This is a genomic window from Vibrio iocasae (assembly GCF_042245395.1).
Taxonomy (GTDB): Bacteria; Pseudomonadota; Gammaproteobacteria; order Enterobacterales; family Vibrionaceae; genus Vibrio; species Vibrio iocasae.
Genome location: NZ_CP145311.1, coordinates 1,479,121 through 1,497,416, shown reverse-complemented (window position 1 = coordinate 1,497,416; position 18,296 = coordinate 1,479,121). Strand labels below are relative to the sequence as shown.

Annotated in this window: 14 protein-coding genes; 3 read left to right on the top strand and 11 right to left on the bottom strand. The window is 43.6% G+C overall.

Annotation, left to right across the window (positions count from 1 at the left end; translation table 11 throughout):
* Positions 1 to 37 precede the first annotated feature (37 nt).
* The 7 genes from SNR28_RS16660 to SNR28_RS16630 all read right to left on the bottom strand — a co-directional run bounded on the left by SNR28_RS16660 (position 38) and on the right by SNR28_RS16630 (position 10,615).
* The gene (locus SNR28_RS16660; protein WP_375753790.1) at positions 38 to 2,320 is read right to left on the bottom strand and encodes an acyl-CoA dehydrogenase; all 2,283 of its coding nucleotides are present in this window, start codon (positions 2,318 to 2,320) and stop codon (positions 38 to 40) included.
* A gap of 60 nt (positions 2,321 to 2,380) precedes the next feature.
* The gene (locus SNR28_RS16655; protein WP_375753789.1) at positions 2,381 to 3,007 is read right to left on the bottom strand and encodes a TetR/AcrR family transcriptional regulator; all 627 of its coding nucleotides are present in this window, start codon (positions 3,005 to 3,007) and stop codon (positions 2,381 to 2,383) included.
* Between the two features lie 413 nt (positions 3,008 to 3,420).
* Complete coding sequence (gene nhaA, locus SNR28_RS16650) at positions 3,421 to 4,572, bottom strand: Na+/H+ antiporter NhaA (RefSeq protein WP_375753788.1); 1,152 nt, start codon at positions 4,570 to 4,572, stop codon at positions 3,421 to 3,423.
* A gap of 288 nt (positions 4,573 to 4,860) precedes the next feature.
* Positions 4,861 to 5,979 (bottom strand): lipocalin-like domain-containing protein, encoded by a 1,119-nt coding sequence (locus tag SNR28_RS16645; RefSeq protein ID WP_375753787.1) that lies wholly within the window; start codon positions 5,977 to 5,979, stop codon positions 4,861 to 4,863.
* Positions 5,969 to 8,413: an ABC transporter permease gene (locus SNR28_RS16640; RefSeq protein ID WP_375753786.1), complete on the bottom strand. Its 2,445-nt coding sequence runs from the start codon at positions 8,411 to 8,413 to the stop codon at positions 5,969 to 5,971. Before SNR28_RS16640 ends, SNR28_RS16645 begins: the two co-directional genes overlap by 11 nt.
* Positions 8,394 to 9,065, bottom strand: coding sequence for an ABC transporter ATP-binding protein (locus SNR28_RS16635; RefSeq protein WP_375753785.1), 672 nt, complete (start codon positions 9,063 to 9,065; stop codon positions 8,394 to 8,396). The genes SNR28_RS16640 and SNR28_RS16635 overlap by 20 nt, the downstream gene beginning before the upstream one ends.
* A 170-nt stretch (positions 9,066 to 9,235) precedes the next feature.
* A complete protein-coding gene (locus SNR28_RS16630) occupies positions 9,236 to 10,615 on the bottom strand; it encodes an MATE family efflux transporter (protein ID WP_375753784.1) in 1,380 nt (459 codons plus the stop codon).
* A 118-nt stretch (positions 10,616 to 10,733) separates the two neighbouring features.
* Between SNR28_RS16630 and SNR28_RS16625 the strand changes: the two genes are divergently transcribed.
* Positions 10,734 to 12,170 (top strand): DUF2867 domain-containing protein, encoded by a 1,437-nt coding sequence (locus SNR28_RS16625; RefSeq protein WP_375753783.1) that lies wholly within the window; start codon positions 10,734 to 10,736, stop codon positions 12,168 to 12,170.
* Between the two features lie 22 nt (positions 12,171 to 12,192).
* Here SNR28_RS16625 and SNR28_RS16620 read toward each other — a convergent pair whose 3' ends face one another.
* From SNR28_RS16620 to rsuA, 3 genes are all read right to left on the bottom strand, one after another.
* Positions 12,193 to 12,873 carry a DUF2913 family protein gene (locus tag SNR28_RS16620; RefSeq protein ID WP_375753782.1) on the bottom strand — a complete coding sequence of 227 codons (681 nt, stop codon included), beginning with the start codon at positions 12,871 to 12,873 and terminating at the stop codon, positions 12,193 to 12,195.
* The gene (locus tag SNR28_RS16615; RefSeq protein ID WP_375753781.1) at positions 12,873 to 14,063 is read right to left on the bottom strand and encodes a Bcr/CflA family multidrug efflux MFS transporter; all 1,191 of its coding nucleotides are present in this window, start codon (positions 14,061 to 14,063) and stop codon (positions 12,873 to 12,875) included. The genes SNR28_RS16620 and SNR28_RS16615 overlap by 1 nt, the downstream gene beginning before the upstream one ends.
* Positions 14,064 to 14,174: 111 nt before the next feature.
* Positions 14,175 to 14,870, bottom strand: a complete 696-nt coding sequence (gene rsuA, locus SNR28_RS16610) for a 16S rRNA pseudouridine(516) synthase RsuA (RefSeq protein WP_375753780.1) — start codon at positions 14,868 to 14,870, stop codon at positions 14,175 to 14,177.
* A gap of 76 nt (positions 14,871 to 14,946) precedes the next feature.
* Between rsuA and SNR28_RS16605 the strand changes: the two genes are divergently transcribed.
* Together SNR28_RS16605 and rplY are read left to right on the top strand one after the other, a co-directional pair.
* On the top strand, positions 14,947 to 16,689 hold the full coding sequence (locus tag SNR28_RS16605) for a DEAD/DEAH box helicase (RefSeq protein WP_375753779.1): 1,743 nt from the start codon (positions 14,947 to 14,949) through the stop codon (positions 16,687 to 16,689).
* A 207-nt stretch (positions 16,690 to 16,896) separates the two neighbouring features.
* Positions 16,897 to 17,175, top strand: a complete 279-nt coding sequence (gene rplY, locus SNR28_RS16600; protein WP_375753778.1) for a 50S ribosomal protein L25 — start codon at positions 16,897 to 16,899, stop codon at positions 17,173 to 17,175.
* Positions 17,176 to 17,649: 474 nt separating this feature from the next.
* Here rplY and SNR28_RS16595 read toward each other — a convergent pair whose 3' ends face one another.
* Positions 17,650 to 18,204, bottom strand: coding sequence for a hypothetical protein (locus SNR28_RS16595; protein WP_375753777.1), 555 nt, complete (start codon positions 18,202 to 18,204; stop codon positions 17,650 to 17,652).
* Positions 18,205 to 18,296: the final 92 nt, after the last annotated feature.

Below are 18,296 nucleotides of genomic sequence, written 5' to 3'. Positions count from 1 at the left end.
ACCCCTAAGGGTGCCAAATTAGTCAATTTCGGGTCGATTAAGCAACACTATTCAACTTAGGTGCTGGAACCTTATCAGTCAGAACTTCTGAGAAGTCATGACTAAAGTGGTCAACCTGAACCGCTTTCGAACGTATCGCTTCGGCAGCCTTGATCTTGTCAACTTCCGCCTGTGTAAACACACCTGCTTCAAGTGCTTGTTGCAATCTGTCTGCCAATAGGCCTTTTCTCGCCACTTTTCCTTCCTTAGCCGCCTGAACCAGCTTACGCTCCAAACCTCTGATTTCATACATCTTGATGAATGCTCTCTCCATCAGGCCTACAGGATCATCTTCTTTGTCACTTATGTAGCAAAGGTGCGTTAACCTGTCACGATGCGCCCCCGGAGTCATCAGGCTTTCAGCCAGTTTCAAAGATATCTTATCTTCAGGCTTCTTAAAGCGGTTGCCTAGTGGGAAAACAAGTACCTTAAGCATACGACCCGCAGCTTTGTTCGGGAAGTTTGTATAAGTTTCCTCTAGTGCTTTTGCTGCATTGTATGTACAGTGTTGAACCGCATAATGAACAAAGTTCAAATCACTCTGCTGACGGCCATCATCTTCGTACTTCTTAAGAACGGCTGAAGCCATGTAAAGGAAGCTAAGAGCATCACCTAAACGAGCAGAAATCATCTCTTTACGCTTAAGATCGCCACCTAACGTACCCATTGCAACATCAGAGCTGATTGCCAATGCTCGGCTGATACGTGTCAGGTCTTTATAGTAGCCTTTTGTTGGACCACTCATTGGTGAGCGAATGAACGCTGAACCTGTTAAACCTGCCCACAGAGAACCAAAGGCGTTCTTCGTACCGTGGCCAATATGTTTAAATAGCAGTTCATCAAACTCTTTCGCACCCTGCTCTGTATCTGGGTTAGCAGCAGCCTCCATCTCTTTCAGAACATATGGATGACAGCGTGTTGCCCCCTGACCAAAGATCATTAGGTTACGAGTAAGGATGTTTGCACCTTCTACGGTAATCGCAACTGGTGCACCAATATAGAAGTTTGCCAGATAGTTCATAGGGCCTTGCTGAATACCTCGACCTGCGTGGATATCCATAGAATCATCCAGAACTTGTCTCGCCATTTCTGTCATGTGGTACTTAGCAATCGCTGTCACAATGCCTGGTTTTTCTTTCATATCCAGGGATGTGGTAGTCAGCGTACGTGATGCTTCAAGCAAGTATGTGAGACCACCGATACGGCCAAGCGCTTCAGCGACACCTTCAAACTTACCGATAGACATACCAAACTGCTTACGAACATAAGCATATGCTCCCGTTGTACGAGATGTTAAATGACCCGTCGCTGTACCCATCGCAGGAAGTGAAATACCACGACCAGCAGACAGACATTCAACCAGCATACGCCAACCTTTACCTACGTACTCCTGTCCACCAATAATCCAATCCATTGGAACGAAGACATCTTGACCACGCGTCGGACCGTTCATAAATGCCAGACCAAGTGGATCGTGACGTTCGCCAATCTCAACACCAGTATGGTCAGAAGGAATAAGTGCACAGGTGATGCCTAGATCTAGCTTATCACCAAGAAGGCCATCCGGATCCTGCAGTTTAAATGCAAGACCAAGTACCGTAGCAACAGGTGCAAGCGTAATGTAGCGTTTGTTCCAACTGATACGCATACCCAGAACTTCTTTACCTTCGTGCATACCCATACATACTGTGCCGGTATCAGGAATACCACCCGCATCCGAGCCTGCTTCAGGGCCAGTCAATGCAAAACAAGGGATCTCAGTGCCATCAGCCAGTCGAGGCAACCAGTAGTCTTTCTGCTCTTGCGTACCATAATGCGCTACCAACTCACCCGGACCAAGTGAGTTCGGAACCATAACAGTGACACCAGCACTGTTACTGCGAGTAGCGATTTTTGAAACAATTGTAGAGTTCGCATGTGAAGAGAACTGTCTGCCGCCATACTCTTTAGGAATAATAAGGGAGAAAAAACGTTCTTTAAGAATGTAATCCCATACTTCTTTTGGAAGGTCTCGATCTTCTTTAACAATCTTGTGATCGTCAAGCATATCAAGAAGTGTTTCTACTTCATTGTCGATAAACGACTGCTCTTCAGCAGTTAAAGTAGGTTTTGGATAGTGATGCAGTTTTTGCCAGTCAGGTGAACCAGAGAATAGCTCACCATCCCACCATACACTGCCGGCTTCCATCGCCTCTTTCTCTGTGCTCGACAGAGGGGGCAATACTTTTTTAAACATCTTAAAGGCCGGGTCACTTATCCATTTTCTTCTTAGAGAGCACATAGTTCAGATCCTTTTGTTCTACAGAGTATTGTTATTATGTGTTTAGGGTTAATTTAGAGCTTATTTCGCAGCAACACCTGCCGCTAAATACGGTATCAATTGGTCGATAACAACATTCGAATCAACCGTTTGACCATAATCGTTGTAGGCAATCTCAGCTAATGCCTTACTTGTTGCCATTGTAAAAATGCAAGTACCTAAGGTGAAATGTAAACGCCAGAACAACGTTTGGTCCTCAATTTCGGTATTCGCTAATTTCACAGAGTTGACGAACTGGGATAAGACTTCGCTATAACGTGTAGTAATAAACCAGCGAAGATGTCCCTGAACATCTGTATATCCACGACCAACCAACAACATAAATCTGTTGGCACCATTTGGTCGAATGTCATTCAATTTTAAGAGTGGGTTTCTCAGCGTTTCGAAAACCTCATCCATCGTAAACTGATCTCGGTGGTTGAGTTCAACTAATGCATCGCCAACAGCTGGCATAAATGCTTCCAGGTAGCGGTCTAGCACAGCACGGACCAAGGTTTTCTTATCGCCAAAATGGTAGTTAACCGATGCCAGGTTCACATTCGCTTTACTGGTAATTGCACGCAAAGACGTATCGTTGAAGCCCTGTTCTGCAAACAGGCTTTCGGCTACATCCAAAATTTTGTCTTTTGTTTTATTCTTTTGAGCCATTTCAATCACCCGTATCAAACAACTGTTTGAAATATACACCTGATACAGTTTATTAACAAGCACGTAACATCACATTTATTTGTGTTTCGGCCTAACCCTTTGAGGTTATGCGACATTTATGAGGCATAAATATGAAAAAAATTTAAAAAAGATGGAACTGTCTGGAAAAGCTCTGGTCTGATTATTTGTAGTAAGAAGTGCATTCTTAAGTTCTCAATGTTCGATGGACTTGTTTTCGAACTTAACTTACTAACATGCTGCTTTTTTCTTATTAACTCCTATGTTTGTATCGCCCAAGCCAATTTAGCTTGGGCTTTTTTTTGGTTCGTGTTTTCTTATCCGGATTAGCAAAAAATCGATCAAACACAAAAAAGCCTCCACTTTGGGAGGCTAATTCAGAACACTTAAGATACTTATCCGTTCGATAATTTCGGCAATGTGGTATGCAGTAGTACATAACCAATAATTGCTGCACTTGATGAACCCATCAAAATTCCAAGTCTAGCGTATGTATCAAATTCAGGGCTCACACCAACAAATGCCAATGACGATATAAAGATAGACATTGTAAATCCGATACCACAAAGCACTGAAACTGCAAAAATATGTTTGAAGTTTACACCTTCTGGAAGCTGCGCGATGCCTGTCTTAACCGCAACCCAGCTAAAGCTGAAAATCCCAAGCGGCTTACCAATTAACAAACCTGCCGCAATACCCATCGGTAACATTGAGCTAAGCCCTGAAATAGATACGCCTTCTAAAGAGATACCAGCATTCGCGAATGCAAACATAGGCAGTATTGCGAACGCCACATATGGATGTAATGCATGCTCCAGGTGTTTCAGAGGTGAACTTTCACCGACTTTACCCTTCAGCGGAATAGCGAAACCAATTACAACGCCCGCTAATGTTGCGTGGACACCAGACTTAAGTACTGCAATCCAGAGGATGATACCTGCAGCCATGTACCAGGATATTTTTGTTACATTCTTGGCATTCATCATGAACAGGACACCCGTCATCACGAAGCCAATAGCAAGGGCAAGAGTTGAAAGATCACTGCTGTAGAACAGAGCGATAATAACAACAACACCAAGGTCATCGATAATGGCCAGCGCTAACAAAAATACTTTTAGTGCCAAAGGTACACGTTTTCCGAGAAGGCTCATAATACCAAGCGCGAAAGCAATGTCTGTTGCTGCCGGGATTGCCCAACCACGGATAGCTTCTGGATCACTGGAGTTGAACGCCACATAAACCAACGCTGGTGCAAGCATGCCACCTACCGCAGCAATCGCAGGGAATATCGCTGTTTCTTTTGATTTAAGCGCGCCTTCAAGAAGCTCTCGCTTAACTTCAAGACCGATGAGCAAGAAGAAAACCGCCATCAGGCCATCGTTAATCCAATGAGATACTGACATTCCAAAGACATATGTATGCAGTGCAGCATCATATACAGGGCCAGCAGGAGAGTTTGCAACCATCATTGCGAAGGCTGCCGCAATAACTAGTAGGATGCCACCCGCTGACTCCATTTTGAAAAAGTCACGAATCATATCGCTCATAAAATAACCTCAACACCTTTATATTTATTATTTGAATAATATTTTCGGAAGATGCGAAACAGTCTACACATCACTTACATACAGAAAAAATCGATTGTTTAGATGAAAAACATCGATATTTACGAAATGTTGTACGTAAAGAGTATATTTTTGAATCGATTCCTGAATGAAGTTTAGTCGGTGATTGGAATTAAATGCAGTATTTACATTGTTTAGAAATGTAAAAAAGCGCGATAAATTAGCAATTAGCGCGCTTTTAGAGAATAAAAAACAGAGTTAATAATGACGTTAGTACCCTGACAGTTGCATGAAACCTTGGATTCCAGGTTTGTTCACTGCCTCTACAGAGCCTTCCCAGTACTGGATAATAAATGGATGCCACTGCTCTACTTCTAATGGCTGGATCGTTACGTCAATATCGTAGTCGGGTACCTTGATGGACCAAACCAGTGGTAACACTTTGCCATTTCTCAATGGAACAAGTTCTTCAGCACTTACGTGTATTTGCTTGTCAGACAAGTTTGTCACAAAGCCGCTATTGGTCGCCAACGTCCCATTTGTGTAGGCAACATGATTCTGAATCTTAGTTCGTTGAATCGAAAGTGACATGGAGTCACTTAAGTTCAGAGTAATGTTTGCTGACGCCTGTGGCTGATCAAGTAGCTCACTTCCCCACTCTTTATCCAGCCAACCCGTACCGGTTACAGGTATGGTTTCACCATCCAGAATCAGTTCTCCCATTACTTTTACAAATGGAGCATGAACACTGTACGAGGCGAGCGGTAAAAGATCGTGTTTTTGTGTATATCCATTCTCTCCTGAAAGCACATACGGACCTTTCGCAAAGGAGTTTAATTTGACGGAGAAGGTATCTGTTTCAACATTAAGCTTTCCAGGCAACGGAGATTTGCCTATTGATCGCCAGCTCCAGTTGTCCAGCCAAAGTCTGAATGGACGCGTACCAAAACCTGCCTGCCCTATACCACCGCGAGCCAGTCGTTGCTGACGCCAGGTGTTTTCTTCAGACGTAACCACGACCTGTGCATTGTATAACTGAGGGTTGCGCCACCCATTTTCTTTCCGCTCATCCGTTGCAACCCGAAAAAAGAACCATTGGACACTATAAGATTTACCATAAGCGTCTTTAAGGTTAGCGACGTAACGCCACCATTCATGTTCAAACTCAGGATGAAAACGAAAATCGTCTGGCAATCTTACAGGCTGATTTGGCAATACTGGCTCATAGACCGCCATCTTTTTTCGGTTAAAAAGTGCTTGTAAATCTTGTGCTTTCGCTGGTTCAGATTCGTTATAGAAGCTGTAAAAACTCACTGCAGCAATTGCCAGCAGTACAATAGCTACCCAGACATACTTGTATTTGGCAAGGATCTTCATACTAAAGCGCATCTCTCAATGACTTCATCGGAGAGCGCTTGATCATACCTATCACAGGTACAGCCCCCGCGACGATTAATGCAGCCATTGTCCAGGTAAAGGTTTCAATGTATTCCCATGGGATAACATACAATGACATGCTCCAGCCAAATGAATGCTTGAGACCGACATTAACCATGACTTTCGCAACGGCATAACCAAGAGGCAGAGCCACCAATGCAGATATAGCACCAAACATCATCAGCTGCAGGCTGCTCAAAGAGACAAGCTCTTTTCCTGAAATACCAAAACATCGCAACAGTGCAACTTGCCTCTGCTTAGAGACTTCCCCGGCAACCGTAGAGAAGAACAAGCCAAATACGGCAATAACCAGTGTCAAATCACCCAATGTGTCAGCAATAACAAACGTGCGGTCAAATACTCTCATCGCTTGATTGTGAATATTCGTGTTATTTAAAACACGCTCTTCAGAAAGGTGGAAGTGGGAGCTTAGCTTTCTAACCAATGCGTTTGCATCAACGCCATCTTCAAGGTGTACCCCTAAACCAACATTTCCCTGTCCGGAAAATATCTGTAACCAACTCTGGTGAGACATCATGATCTGGTTATACGGGTTTCCGTAGTCGTAATAAACACCTGCAACCAACCAACCTCTTCGAAGCGGCTCGTTAAATGATATATAGTCTCCTGGCCTGATGTTCTGTTTTAACGCCATAGACTCACTGACTAAAATACTTTTCGTATCATGCAGGCGATACCAGTAATTAGGAATAGCAAGCTTCATTGGGATCGAATCCCTTTCACCTGAACTGCTACCGGAACTCACCACCTGCAGAGTTCCGCCAGTGGTCATAAACTCTTCTTCCCAACGCCACCAAACAGTTCCAACTTCATCTTGCTGACGTAGCCAATTGCTTACCCGTGCAGCCGAGTTGTTCGTAGGATGAATATAAAGATCCGCAGCAAGTCTCGTTGTTAACCACTTGTCAGTGGTCTCTCTGAAGCTGCCTACTAAAGTTTCAACTGCAATATTCGCTGACATCGCCAACATAAATGCCATTAGAGCAACACCACGATAGCTCATGCTCGCGGCCGCATCGGCAAAAAACCATCTAACTTTGACCCAACGTAGCGTGTAAGAAAGCCAGTTAAATAGCTGGAAAACGATAAAAGGGACTATTAGTGCTGTACTCACCATCATTAGGCCAATTAAGGTAAAGCCCGTTTCGGGTGAAGGTTCACTGTTATAAAAAGCCAGAGCGACAGCGGCCAGAAAAACTGAAATAAGAGCCTGCCAAAAGAATTCCTTACCAGCAAAACGGACCAAAGATAATCTGGCAGTAAGGCGGATAGGTTGCGATTTCAGAAGGCGAATCATAGGCCATGTGCAAGCAGCCATAGCGCCCACAACAGCCATAAGTAGGCTGTTTAAGCTCCACTCCCAACTCCATTGAATCATCAAACCAACGTCAGCATCATAGAGATCCGCCAGTGTGGTAGAAACGGTTGGAATAAGTTTGTTTGCTAATAACAGTCCGAACAAGTTTCCGAACAACCAGCCAAACAAGATCAGGAATGTAAGTTCAATGGTCAACGCTTTTGCCAGGTGCCAACCTGAAACACCAGTCTGTCGCAAAATGCCGACCAGAGGTTGTCTCTGTACAAATGAAAGCGACATCGCCTGATAGAAAATAAACAAGCCAACCAAAAACGCGAGCATACCCATCGCACTCAAGTTCATATGGAAAGCCTGAGTAAGAGAGTTTAGCTCCGCAGTTGAGTTTCTGGTTACCGTCAATCCATTCGGTAACATACTCTTTAATCGGTCAAACTTGAGTTTCGGCATCGCACCACAGTTAATCGCTGAGAAGCCGCCCGTTCTTTTCAGTTCCCTTAGCTTAGCGATATCCCCAATAATTCGCGTTCCCGTTAATAAACCGGACTGATCAATTACAATAGGTCCTAACTGCGAACCATTATTCAGTTGAAGAAAGTCACCGTCTTTCACTGAAAGATAGGAAGCCAGCTCTGTACTAAGCATTAGCGGATATGGTGGTTGCGCCAGTGCCAATGCCGAAAAGTCATCTACTCCGATAAGGTTCAGCATTGCAACAGAATCCAATCCTACTATCGTGAGGTCGTTACCGTTAGCTGTTTCAACCCTATGGGTGTCTAAAGGAACACACTGATGAAAGCCTTCCCGTCTAAGCTGGATATAAAAACCTTGAGGAATCTTGTTGGCGTTGTGCTTTGATCGAATTGTGTAAGTAAGCGGATCGGAAAACAGTCGTTCTCCGTCTATGTAACTTTGCTTGGCGTGCTGGTTCACGGCTTCCACACCAACAAAAATGGATATGCCGAGCGTTAACCCCAGTAATACAAGCAGGATTTGAAGAGGATGCCGCCGATAATGCCCAAGTAGTGCTTTAACTACGGGCCATAACATGCAGCTGTCCTCCTTGCAGTCGCACGCAACCACTCATATGATTGGCTACTTTTTCACTGTGCGTCACCAGTAGCAAAGTACAATCCAGCTGACGAGACAAAGAAGTCAACAAACGCATCACCGCTTCCGCATTACGCTCATCAAGGCTACCTGTTGGCTCATCCGCCAGTAAAAGGTTTGGTTCCATATAAAGCGCTCTGGCAATTGCCGCTCGCTGCTGTTGTCCACCCGACACTTCTTCTGGATATCGACCTAACAAAGGCATCAGGTCAAGCGCAGATAAAATCTGACGCCAAAGTCCTTTATCTTCCGGCATACCTTTTAGCTGACGACAAAAGCGAATGTTATCAGCGACATTCAAAGTGGGAAGCAGGTTGTACTGCTGAAAGATATGACCGATGTTATTGCGACGATACGCAGTACGCTCAACCTCTTTGCAATCGTGCATGGCAAAGTTGGGGAACCAGATCTCACCGGAGTCTGCGACATCTAAGCCCGCGATGATATTAAGCAGAGTACTCTTACCAGAACCACTCTCACCCATCAGCGCCAGCTGCTCACCTTGTTGTAAAACTAATCCTGCCCCTTGTAGTACTGGATGGAATTCTCCGCCATCGAGATATCCTTTACTAAGGTCAGATAGTTTTAACATTAATGAGCTCACTCGCAATTAAAAAATTGGGTCTGTGAATCTACACTAAAATCACACAATTCGGAAGCGTTTTGAATAGTTGATCACACTATTTACCTACATGGAGTAAATTTGAATGATTTATGTCCGTTTTTTATCAACTAATCTTGCAATCTATCAAATAAATTTACTTATTTTTCAATTAGATTGACTATCCACTTTTTGCTGCGAAGTCTGTTGATACAAGTGAAGCATTTTATGACTTCTTCAATCAAAAACATGGCGTATACCACCTCTGCCGGGGCCCCAAAAACGATCGCCGCAATCGCTGTTAAGGGTATGCCTATCAACCACTGAGTTGTAAGGTCCTGATATAGACAGTATTTAACATCACCACCAGCTCGTAACACTCCTACAACAAGGGTAATAGGTATAGATCGAATAACCATCCCCGCACATAAAATTAGGATAAACTTATCGGCCAAAGCCCTCGTCTCGGGTGTTAGTGCAGTGAACGCACTCAAAATTGGCCCCTGCACTAAATAAAGCAATATGGATACTGCGATACCTACAATAATACTCAGCAATAGCAAGCCGATGGCTTGATAGTAGACGGCTTCATACTTTTTGGCTCCGATGCTATTCCCGGTCAAAACCGCTGCGGCATTTGACGTACCTATCAGAAAACTAAAACTGATTTGATCTACGGGAGTCATAACCGAAAGAGCAGCGAGACCTTGCACCCCTGTTTGTCCCATCAAAGCATGATAAGAGAATATTCCCGCAGCCCAGGCGAAAAAGTTAAACGTTGTTGGGAGAGATAATTTTAAAAACCGAGACACTTTTTCAGTATCGAATATTGCCGATAGCTCGTTCGTACCAAACGCCAGCAAGTGTTTTTTCGCATAGATAAAACTATATACGCACGCCACTTCAATAACACCGCTCAACACCGTCGCTATTGCCGCTCCTTTAATACCCATTGCAGGCATACCAAGGTTACCGAAGATAAGTACCCAGTTTAAGAACACATTAGAGAGAATCCCTATCCCACTGAAGAACGTACTGACTCCTGGCTGATGCATCGCTCTTAAACCAACGGCCATACTGCTTATACATGCAACCGCAATCATGCTAAAAGAAGAGATAACAATATAATCACTACCAAGCGCAATAACTTCTTTAGAATCAGTGGCTAACCCCATTATTGATTCGGCGAAGAAAAAGAAGCCAATAACCGTTAAAACCGCAAAACTGTTGGCGATCACCCAGGTGAGAGCCGTACTTTCCTTTACTCCCTTTTTATCTCCTGCTCCCCAATACTGAGCAGTTAATAATGCACCTCCCATGTTTACACCCACCAGCATAATGGTGGTAACAAACATGGCCCGGCTAGCGACACCCACCGCAGCAACATCCGCTTCACCCAACTGTCCGAGCATTAAAACATCAACAAGCCCACGACTAGAAAACATCAGGTTTTGCAATGCGATAGGAAGAGCGATAGCGATCAAGCGACGTAAAAAGTCACCTTTTGTATAGCTATAAGCTTGTGATAAGGTGTTTCTCATTAGAGCCTCAGCAAGATGATAAATCGATTGGTTGGCCCTTCAACATGAGGAGGGAAGTCTTCAATCTGCGGTTACGTCAATTTTAGAATAAATATCATCATATGGATATGATCTGTTTATGGATAACTATAAGAAAATCTTAGTATTAGGTGCCTCTGGTTATGTTGGTTCGCAACTTATTCCACAGTTACTCTCACTTGGCCATCAGGTAACCGCTGCTTCCCGTAACATAGATTATCTTAAGGCCAGGGTTGCTCCTCATGACAACCTCAACATTACCTATCTGGATCTTGTAGACAGAGAACGAACCCAGGAAGTCGTCAAAGGTCACGACTTGGTCTACTTTCTGGTTCATGGTATGGCCCACGGACATGACTTTCTTGAGTACGAACTGTCACTAGCAATCAACTTTAAACACGCCCTTATCGACAGTGGTGTAAAACACGTAATCTACCTTAGTGCCATTCAGCCACAGACCGGCAACTCCGAACATCTGCAGGCGCGCAAGAAAACAGGCGAAATTATTCGTCAAACACCCGTTCCTGTTACCGAACTTCGAGCAGGCGTCATTATTGGCCCCGGTTCTGCTGCTTTCGAAATCATGAAGGACTTTGTATACAACCTCCCCATTTTGATTGCACCTAAGTGGGTTGATTCAAAAGCCAACCCAATAGCACTGAAAAACCTGAACCATTATCTGCTCTCACTGCTTAATGAGAGCCCAAGCGATCATACTTATTACGAAGTAGGTGGTCCTGATATTTTGAGCTATCGTGAACAGTTTAAATCCATATGCACTGCCACTGGTCGCCCATTTCGTTTATGGTCCACCCCACTACTGACACCTAAAATGGCATCCTATTGGCTGGGAATTGTTACATCTGTCCCTTCGACGATAGGCAAAGCGTTACTGGCCGGACTTGATCATGACTATGTTGCAGACTCTCAAAAAATCCGCGCACGATACCCGCAAACCCTAATCTCGTACGAAGATGCTGTATCCAATTCTATTAGCCAAGAAGGCAAATTTATCCGTAGCAATGTATGGGGATTCGATCCAGCCGCACTGGATCGTTGGCAGGCAGGCTATGGTTATTACCCTAAAGATGCCGGAGCAACCATAGAAACAAAGCTAACCAAGGAAGAGCTCTGGTCAGTCATTGAAAAGATAGGCAGCAGAGAAGAAGGCTACTTCTTTGCAAACTCTTTATGGCGCACGAGAGAATGGCTGGACCTGTTTGTTGGCGGAGGAATACCAGTCAGAAGAAGTCCGGCTGGGCCTGAACTTAAAATCGGTGACCACATCGACTCCTGGAAAGTCATTCGTTATGAAAACAACAAGTTCCTTTCCCTACTGTTTGGTATGAAAGCTCCTGGACTGGGAAGATTAGAATGCTCTGTTGTCGACCATGGTGATTACCGAGAGCTGGATGTTCGCGCCTGGTGGCACCCTCAAGGGTTCAGAGGGCTGCTATATTGGTTTGCTATGATGCCAGCTCACCTATTTATCTTTAAAGGTATGGTGAAAGCCATTTGTAAAAAAGCGAGCCAATAAGCTCGCTTAACATACTCTGTGCTTAATAATCTTCTGGCTTAAATCCGATTGGGATTTCCGCCAGTTGCGAACCTTGATTATTAGGGTAAACAAGATACTCTCCGTGATATTTCACTACAGACTTATAACCTGTTCTTTTATGGACTAAAAAACCAGCCTTTGCTGCTAAGTTAACAAATGCAGCATGATTACCCCGAACATAAAAGCTCATAGGTTTTACCATTGTCTCATGCCCATTTTCATCTGCATCAGAAAAGCACTCATCACATTGACGCGAGCATAACAATAGAGAGTTTTCACCTTCAGTAAACACTTGTATTTTTTCAGAAAGATCGAACTCAGTACTAACGCCCCAATTATTTTCTTCCATCAATTCAAGGAAGGATTCAATGTCTTTATCTTTGATTGGTTTCGCCTCTCCAGAGATAGGAAGGAAGTGGCCATAAAACTGAGAGATACTACGAAAGGTGAACAACAAATCAGACTCTGTACCTTTGCTTCTTCCTGCTTTTTGCCAGCGTGTAAGGTCGTCACCCACGATACGAGGAAAGCGTTGTGTTTTCAGACTTCTTGTTACCCATCGAACCAAAAAATGCGTGTTGCTTACAGGCGTGTTCGCGAGCTTGCCTTTCTTATGCTCTGTTTCTAACTCATCCAGAGCAGAATTCACCAATTTTTGCAGCTCAACACTATAAACCGACATTATACTTTTCTTCCCATAAACCAATAAAACAGCGCTGATGCAACAGCACAAAGTGTCATAACCAAAATCATAGGCCATGCCGAATGGCTCGGCAATGCCGCTACGATAGCACCGATAATTGAACCCGTGCCAAATCTAAGTGTACCCGCGAGCGATGACGCAGTCCCCGCCATTGATGGGTAATTCGAAAGCAGCAACGCCATTGCATTACTACCTACGGTAGACATCATACCGATATAAATCATAACGAACGGCACGATGCCCCATAAACCAATATCTGCCAGCCAACCAAAAAACAGACCTATACCCGCTATCAGCTGCATAGAAATAGCGAAGCTAAGCATCCATTTAGAGCCAAACTTCTTGACCACCCGACCATTGATCGTTGTCATCAAAGTCAGACAGACAATGTTTAATCCAAACAGGTAGCCGAAGTCAGAAGGCGCTACGCCATAGATATCAATATATACAAAAGAACCAGCGGTCAGGAATGCGAACATACCAGCGAAAGAAAACCCACCAGCAAACATCAAACCAAATGCAACAGGGTTGGTAAAAAGACGCATGTAGTTCTGTAGTGTCGTTTTAAGGCGCAATGGTTGACGGTTTTCTTTCGCTAGCGTCTCTGGAATCTTCCAAAGTACAGCCAGAATAACGACACCTGAAAAAATCGCCAGCACCCAGAATATAGAACGCCAGCCAAACCACTCTGCTAAATGTCCACCTAACATTGGTGCGATTAGAGGTGCCACCATAACAACAAGCGTCACAAACGACATAGTTCGGGCAAAGTCTTCTTTGTCGAACATATCGCGAATAACAGCCTGTATAATGACGGCCGCTGCTGCACCAGCAAAACCTTGTGCTGCACGAACGTATTTTAGCGATTCGATATCCGTTGTTGTTGCACAAACCACTGAGCCTATAGCGAACAGAATAATACCGACAATCAAAATCGGACGACGGCCATAGCTATCCGAGAGCGGGCCATGCAATAACTGGCCTATTGCAAAGCCAGCGGTATACGTGGTTAATGTAATTTGAACAGCACCCGCCTCTACTCCCAGCTCTTTAGCAATAGAAGGCATCGCAGGTAGATACATATCTATTGCGAGTGGAGTTAAGGCACCGATGGCACCAAGGATCACAAACATCAGAAAACTGAGTTGTGTGGCATTTGAATTTGTCATAAGCCCCTATAAATGCAGTGCAAACTGCATACAGAATAAAATAGAAAAGGAAACGCTCAGGGAAGAAGCGTTAGTCTAATATATCAACCGTGAATTAATGTCAGAAAACTATCAGGTCCAGACTGAATTAACTTCTTCTTCCGTCAGGTAACGATATTCGCCCGGCTCCAGATCTTCATCGAGCTCAATATCACCAATTCTCTCACGGTGTAGCGCCTCGACTTTGTTCCCTAGTGCCGCAAACATGCGCTTAACCTGATGGTACTTACCTTCTGTAATCGTCAGTACAACTTCGTGCTCATCCACGATCTCAAGCTTTGCAGGTAGCGTTGGTTCACGTTCATTTCTAAGCTCGATGCCCTGTTCGAACTTTTCCTGATAATCATCCTGCACCGGATCAACTAACCACACTCGATAAGTCTTTTCACATTTGTGTTTAGGTGAAGTGATTCTGTGTGACCACTTTCCATCATCAGTAATCAAAACCAGACCAGTAGTATCCACATCCAATCTTCCCGCAAAGTGAAGGTTCTCCATCTTCACTTCGTCCAGCAGAACAAAAGCGGTGTGATTAAAACCATCTTCATGAGAACAGACAAATCCTTCCGGCTTAAAGAGCATGATATAACGAGGGCCCTTATGGGTGATTTCTCTCCCTTGCCACTCAACGACACACTCCTCTGTAACTTTAAATGCCCCACTCTTCTGAACGGCATCATTAACCGTCACATCACCACTTTTAATGATTTTTGTCGCTTCTTTTCGGGTTGCACCTAATGCATCACACAGGAATTTATCTAGTCTCATGATTACCTCTTCTTTTAGGGTCATGTATTATAGGACCAATTTAAGAATAAGTTGAGCTATTTCACACTTTCTCTCTATGTACACATTAAGACCCTACCAAGCTGATTCGGTTAAAGCCGTTGTTCACTATTTCCGTAAGCATTCCACTCCTGCGGTGATCGTATTACCGACGGGAGCAGGTAAAAGCCTGGTTATTGCTGAACTGGCTAGATTAGCAAAAGGCCGGGTACTTGTACTTGCACATGTAAAAGAACTGGTTGAACAAAACCACGAAAAATACGAAGGCTACGGTTTAACCGGTTCCATCTTTTCTGCAGGACTAGGACGCAAAGAGACCGACCAGCAGGTTGTGTTCGCATCTGTTCAGTCGGTTGTGCGTAACCTGGATGCCTTTGCAAATCAGTTCTCTCTTTTGGTGATCGATGAGTGCCACCGCGTACCCGACGAACCGAAAAGCAGCTACCAGAAAGTAATTAGCCACTTAAAAGAACTCAATCCGGGAATTAAAATTCTGGGACTCACTGCAACACCTTATCGATTAGGAATGGGGTGGATATATCAGTACCACACCAGAGGACAAGTGCGCAGTGAGGATTCACGATTTTTTCGCGACTGCATTTTCGAACTGCCTATTCGGTACTTACTAGATGAAGGCTTTTTGACACCCGCAAGAATGATCGACGCCCCTGTCTTGAGTTACGACTTTTCCCAGCTCAAGCCTGCCAATACAGGGCGATATAAAGAAGCCGAACTGGATCTGGTTATTGAAAACTCTAAGAGAGCAACACCTCAAATAGTCGAGCAGATCAAGCAGTTAAGCAAAGACAAACAAGGCATTATGATCTTTGCAGCAACGGTAAGGCACGCGCAGGAAATCTTGTCCCTTTTGCCTGAAAGTGAAGCGGATATTGTCATTGGGGAGACTCACACGCAAGAACGTGACACGATAATCCGGCAGTTCAAAGAACGTAAAATTAAGTATCTGGTTAACGTATCTGTCTTAACCACAGGTTTTGATGCACCACACGTTGATCTGATTGCGATATTGCGCCCAACCGAGTCCATAAGCCTCTATCAACAAATCATCGGCCGGGGTCTGCGCCTATCTGATGGGAAAGAAGAGTGTCTGGTTCTCGATTACGCTGGAAACAACTACGACCTCTACCAACCAGAAGTCGGAGATCCAAAGCCAGATTCAAAAAGTGACATTGTCACAATCCCCTGCCCTGCTTGTGGTTTCAATAATAACTTTTGGGGAAAGCTGGATGGGAATGGTTTCCTCCTGGAACATTACGGACGCCGATGTCAGGGATATTTTGAAGATGAAGAAGACGGTACACGCGAACATTGCGGATACAGGTTTAGGGCTAAGTACTGCAACGACTGTGGGGCCGATAATGATATAGCCGCCAGAATCTGCCATGAGTGCGACGCTACATTGGTGGACCCTGACAAAAAGCTGCGAGATGCCCTCAACCTCAAGGATGCGCTGGTATTCGAATGCCGCGATATGCAGTTGGATACGCACAAGGATGCCAGCGGAAAAAATCAACTTAAAGTGACATATATCGGCGACAACAACGCACAAGTTCATGAGTTTTGGACACTTAATACTAAAAAGCAGAAAGAGCGCTTTTATAAACAGTTTGTTCGTTCACATCTTGCTGATCGTCACCGACCTTTTTCTGAATCATCAGCCACTAAGGTCGTAAATAATCAGCATCGTTTCCGTCTTCCTCAGTTTATAATCGCAAGAAAATCAGGCCGTTTCTGGAAGTTAAGAGACCGGATTTTTGATGATGAACTCAAAGATCATTAAGAATTCGCTCATTGGCTGTATTTTACAAATTAAACTGTACTAAATTGTATATTTGTCGCTGATTCTATTGCCCCAAAACTCTAAGAGTGGTAGTATCCGCGCTCACTTTGCTGGTATTAACTTTTATCAACAAAGTGTTTTCCATTAACAGCTAGGTCGCTATGCAGTTAATGACGTTTAATTTTTACTAATTTGAGAGTAAATACTATGAAATTTGAAGCAGTAGTACGTACTGAACTAGGTAAGGGTGCGAGCCGCCGCCTACGTCACGCTGGCCAATTCCCAGCAATCGTTTACGGTGGTGAAGCAGCGCCAGTATCTATCGCACTAAACCACGATGACGTAATCAACCAAATGGATAAGCCAGAATTCTACGAAGGCATCACTCTAGTGATCGACGGCGCAGAAGTTAAGGTTAAGCCACAAGACGTACAGCGTCACGCGTTCAAGCCAAAAGTTGAACACATGGACTTCATCCGCATCTAATTCCCTACCAAGGAATTAGGAGGATAATCTCCATATCTTTTGCATAAAGATTATCGGCCTTACCAACCGAGACATCTAAAAATTAGAAACCCCGGATGCTACCAACATCCGGGGTTTCGCCGTTTTTGAGCAAGTAAAATAGCATTTAACTCTTATATTTCATTTAGTTACGAGCCGCTTTTTTGTTTTCCATTTCTAAGCGTGGACTTAGGGTGGACTTATACCGTATTAAGATTTTGCTCCCTTCTTTTCAGGTCACAGACTTCATACTGTTCTCAATGGGATAAATTGTTCAAAGCACTTTTAAATGGCTAAGTGTGAAAGAGAATGGACAATTTCTTGCACTCTTAGTTTGTGGCAAAAATTTACTCTATGCAAAATAACCGCTAGATATGCAAAATGCAGTCAGAACTAGAAGCCAACTTTCATTTTTTGACTTATTGGTATCAAAGAAGGGTTGTTTTAAATCTGTATTCATTTAAAACAAAAACTCTCGCTTATTAGCTCCTTATCCTTTTCTGGACAATTACCCTTAAAAGTAGTTAACACATCCATTTCACCAACTAATATTTCGTTAAAAAACAATATTTTTCCATTGTCTGCTTTTCTTGGAAAGAAATAAGATGTGTATTTTTTGTTTTTGTTTACAATATCAAAAACCACTACTATATCTTTTGATTCATAAAGCGGGCTTTTTACCCACTTTAACAATAAAGGTTCAATACCATACCTTTCAGCAGATAGCTCATTAACCATTGTAGATACCTGCGTAATAAGCACTAGCGATACATCGCCAATATCCTTTAAGTCTTCTGTGTCAATATCCAAGTACAAGTCAAAATTAAAAAAAGCTAACTTATATGCTTTTTCGAAAACAATACTCTTTAAACAAAATTCCCCACTTTTACTTAAGCTCATTGATTTACATCCCATAGCCTCTTGTAGCTCTGGTGATTCAATAACTTCATGAGTATATGCAGGTGTCACATAAAAAATACTTATAAAGAAAAACTTAAACAATAATTTCATAAAACCTCTCTCAGGTTGATTAGAGCTTACCATGAGGAAATATGGGGTGAGTTGATCATGCTCCCTGAATCGGTCTTTAAAAGCTACTGGAC

Excerpts from the sequence above, each read along its gene's own strand:
- SNR28_RS16660 (WP_375753790.1), bottom strand. The coding sequence starts at position 2,320 with ATGTGCTCTCTAAGAAGAAAATGGATAAGTGACCCGGCCTTTAAGATG.
- SNR28_RS16655 (WP_375753789.1), bottom strand. The coding sequence starts at position 3,007 with ATGGCTCAAAAGAATAAAACAAAAGACAAAATTTTGGATGTAGCCGAA.
- nhaA (WP_375753788.1), bottom strand. The coding sequence starts at position 4,572 with ATGAGCGATATGATTCGTGACTTTTTCAAAATGGAGTCAGCGGGTGGC.
- SNR28_RS16645 (WP_375753787.1), bottom strand. The coding sequence starts at position 5,979 with ATGCGCTTTAGTATGAAGATCCTTGCCAAATACAAGTATGTCTGGGTA.
- SNR28_RS16640 (WP_375753786.1), bottom strand. The coding sequence starts at position 8,413 with ATGTTATGGCCCGTAGTTAAAGCACTACTTGGGCATTATCGGCGGCAT.
- SNR28_RS16635 (WP_375753785.1), bottom strand. The coding sequence starts at position 9,065 with ATGTTAAAACTATCTGACCTTAGTAAAGGATATCTCGATGGCGGAGAA.
- SNR28_RS16630 (WP_375753784.1), bottom strand. The coding sequence starts at position 10,615 with ATGAGAAACACCTTATCACAAGCTTATAGCTATACAAAAGGTGACTTT.
- SNR28_RS16625 (WP_375753783.1), top strand. The coding sequence starts at position 10,734 with ATGGATAACTATAAGAAAATCTTAGTATTAGGTGCCTCTGGTTATGTT.
- SNR28_RS16620 (WP_375753782.1), bottom strand. The coding sequence starts at position 12,873 with ATGTCGGTTTATAGTGTTGAGCTGCAAAAATTGGTGAATTCTGCTCTG.
- SNR28_RS16615 (WP_375753781.1), bottom strand. The coding sequence starts at position 14,063 with ATGACAAATTCAAATGCCACACAACTCAGTTTTCTGATGTTTGTGATC.
- rsuA (WP_375753780.1), bottom strand. The coding sequence starts at position 14,870 with ATGAGACTAGATAAATTCCTGTGTGATGCATTAGGTGCAACCCGAAAA.
- SNR28_RS16605 (WP_375753779.1), top strand. The coding sequence starts at position 14,947 with ATGTACACATTAAGACCCTACCAAGCTGATTCGGTTAAAGCCGTTGTT.
- rplY (WP_375753778.1), top strand. The coding sequence starts at position 16,897 with ATGAAATTTGAAGCAGTAGTACGTACTGAACTAGGTAAGGGTGCGAGC.
- SNR28_RS16595 (WP_375753777.1), bottom strand. The coding sequence starts at position 18,204 with ATGAAATTATTGTTTAAGTTTTTCTTTATAAGTATTTTTTATGTGACA.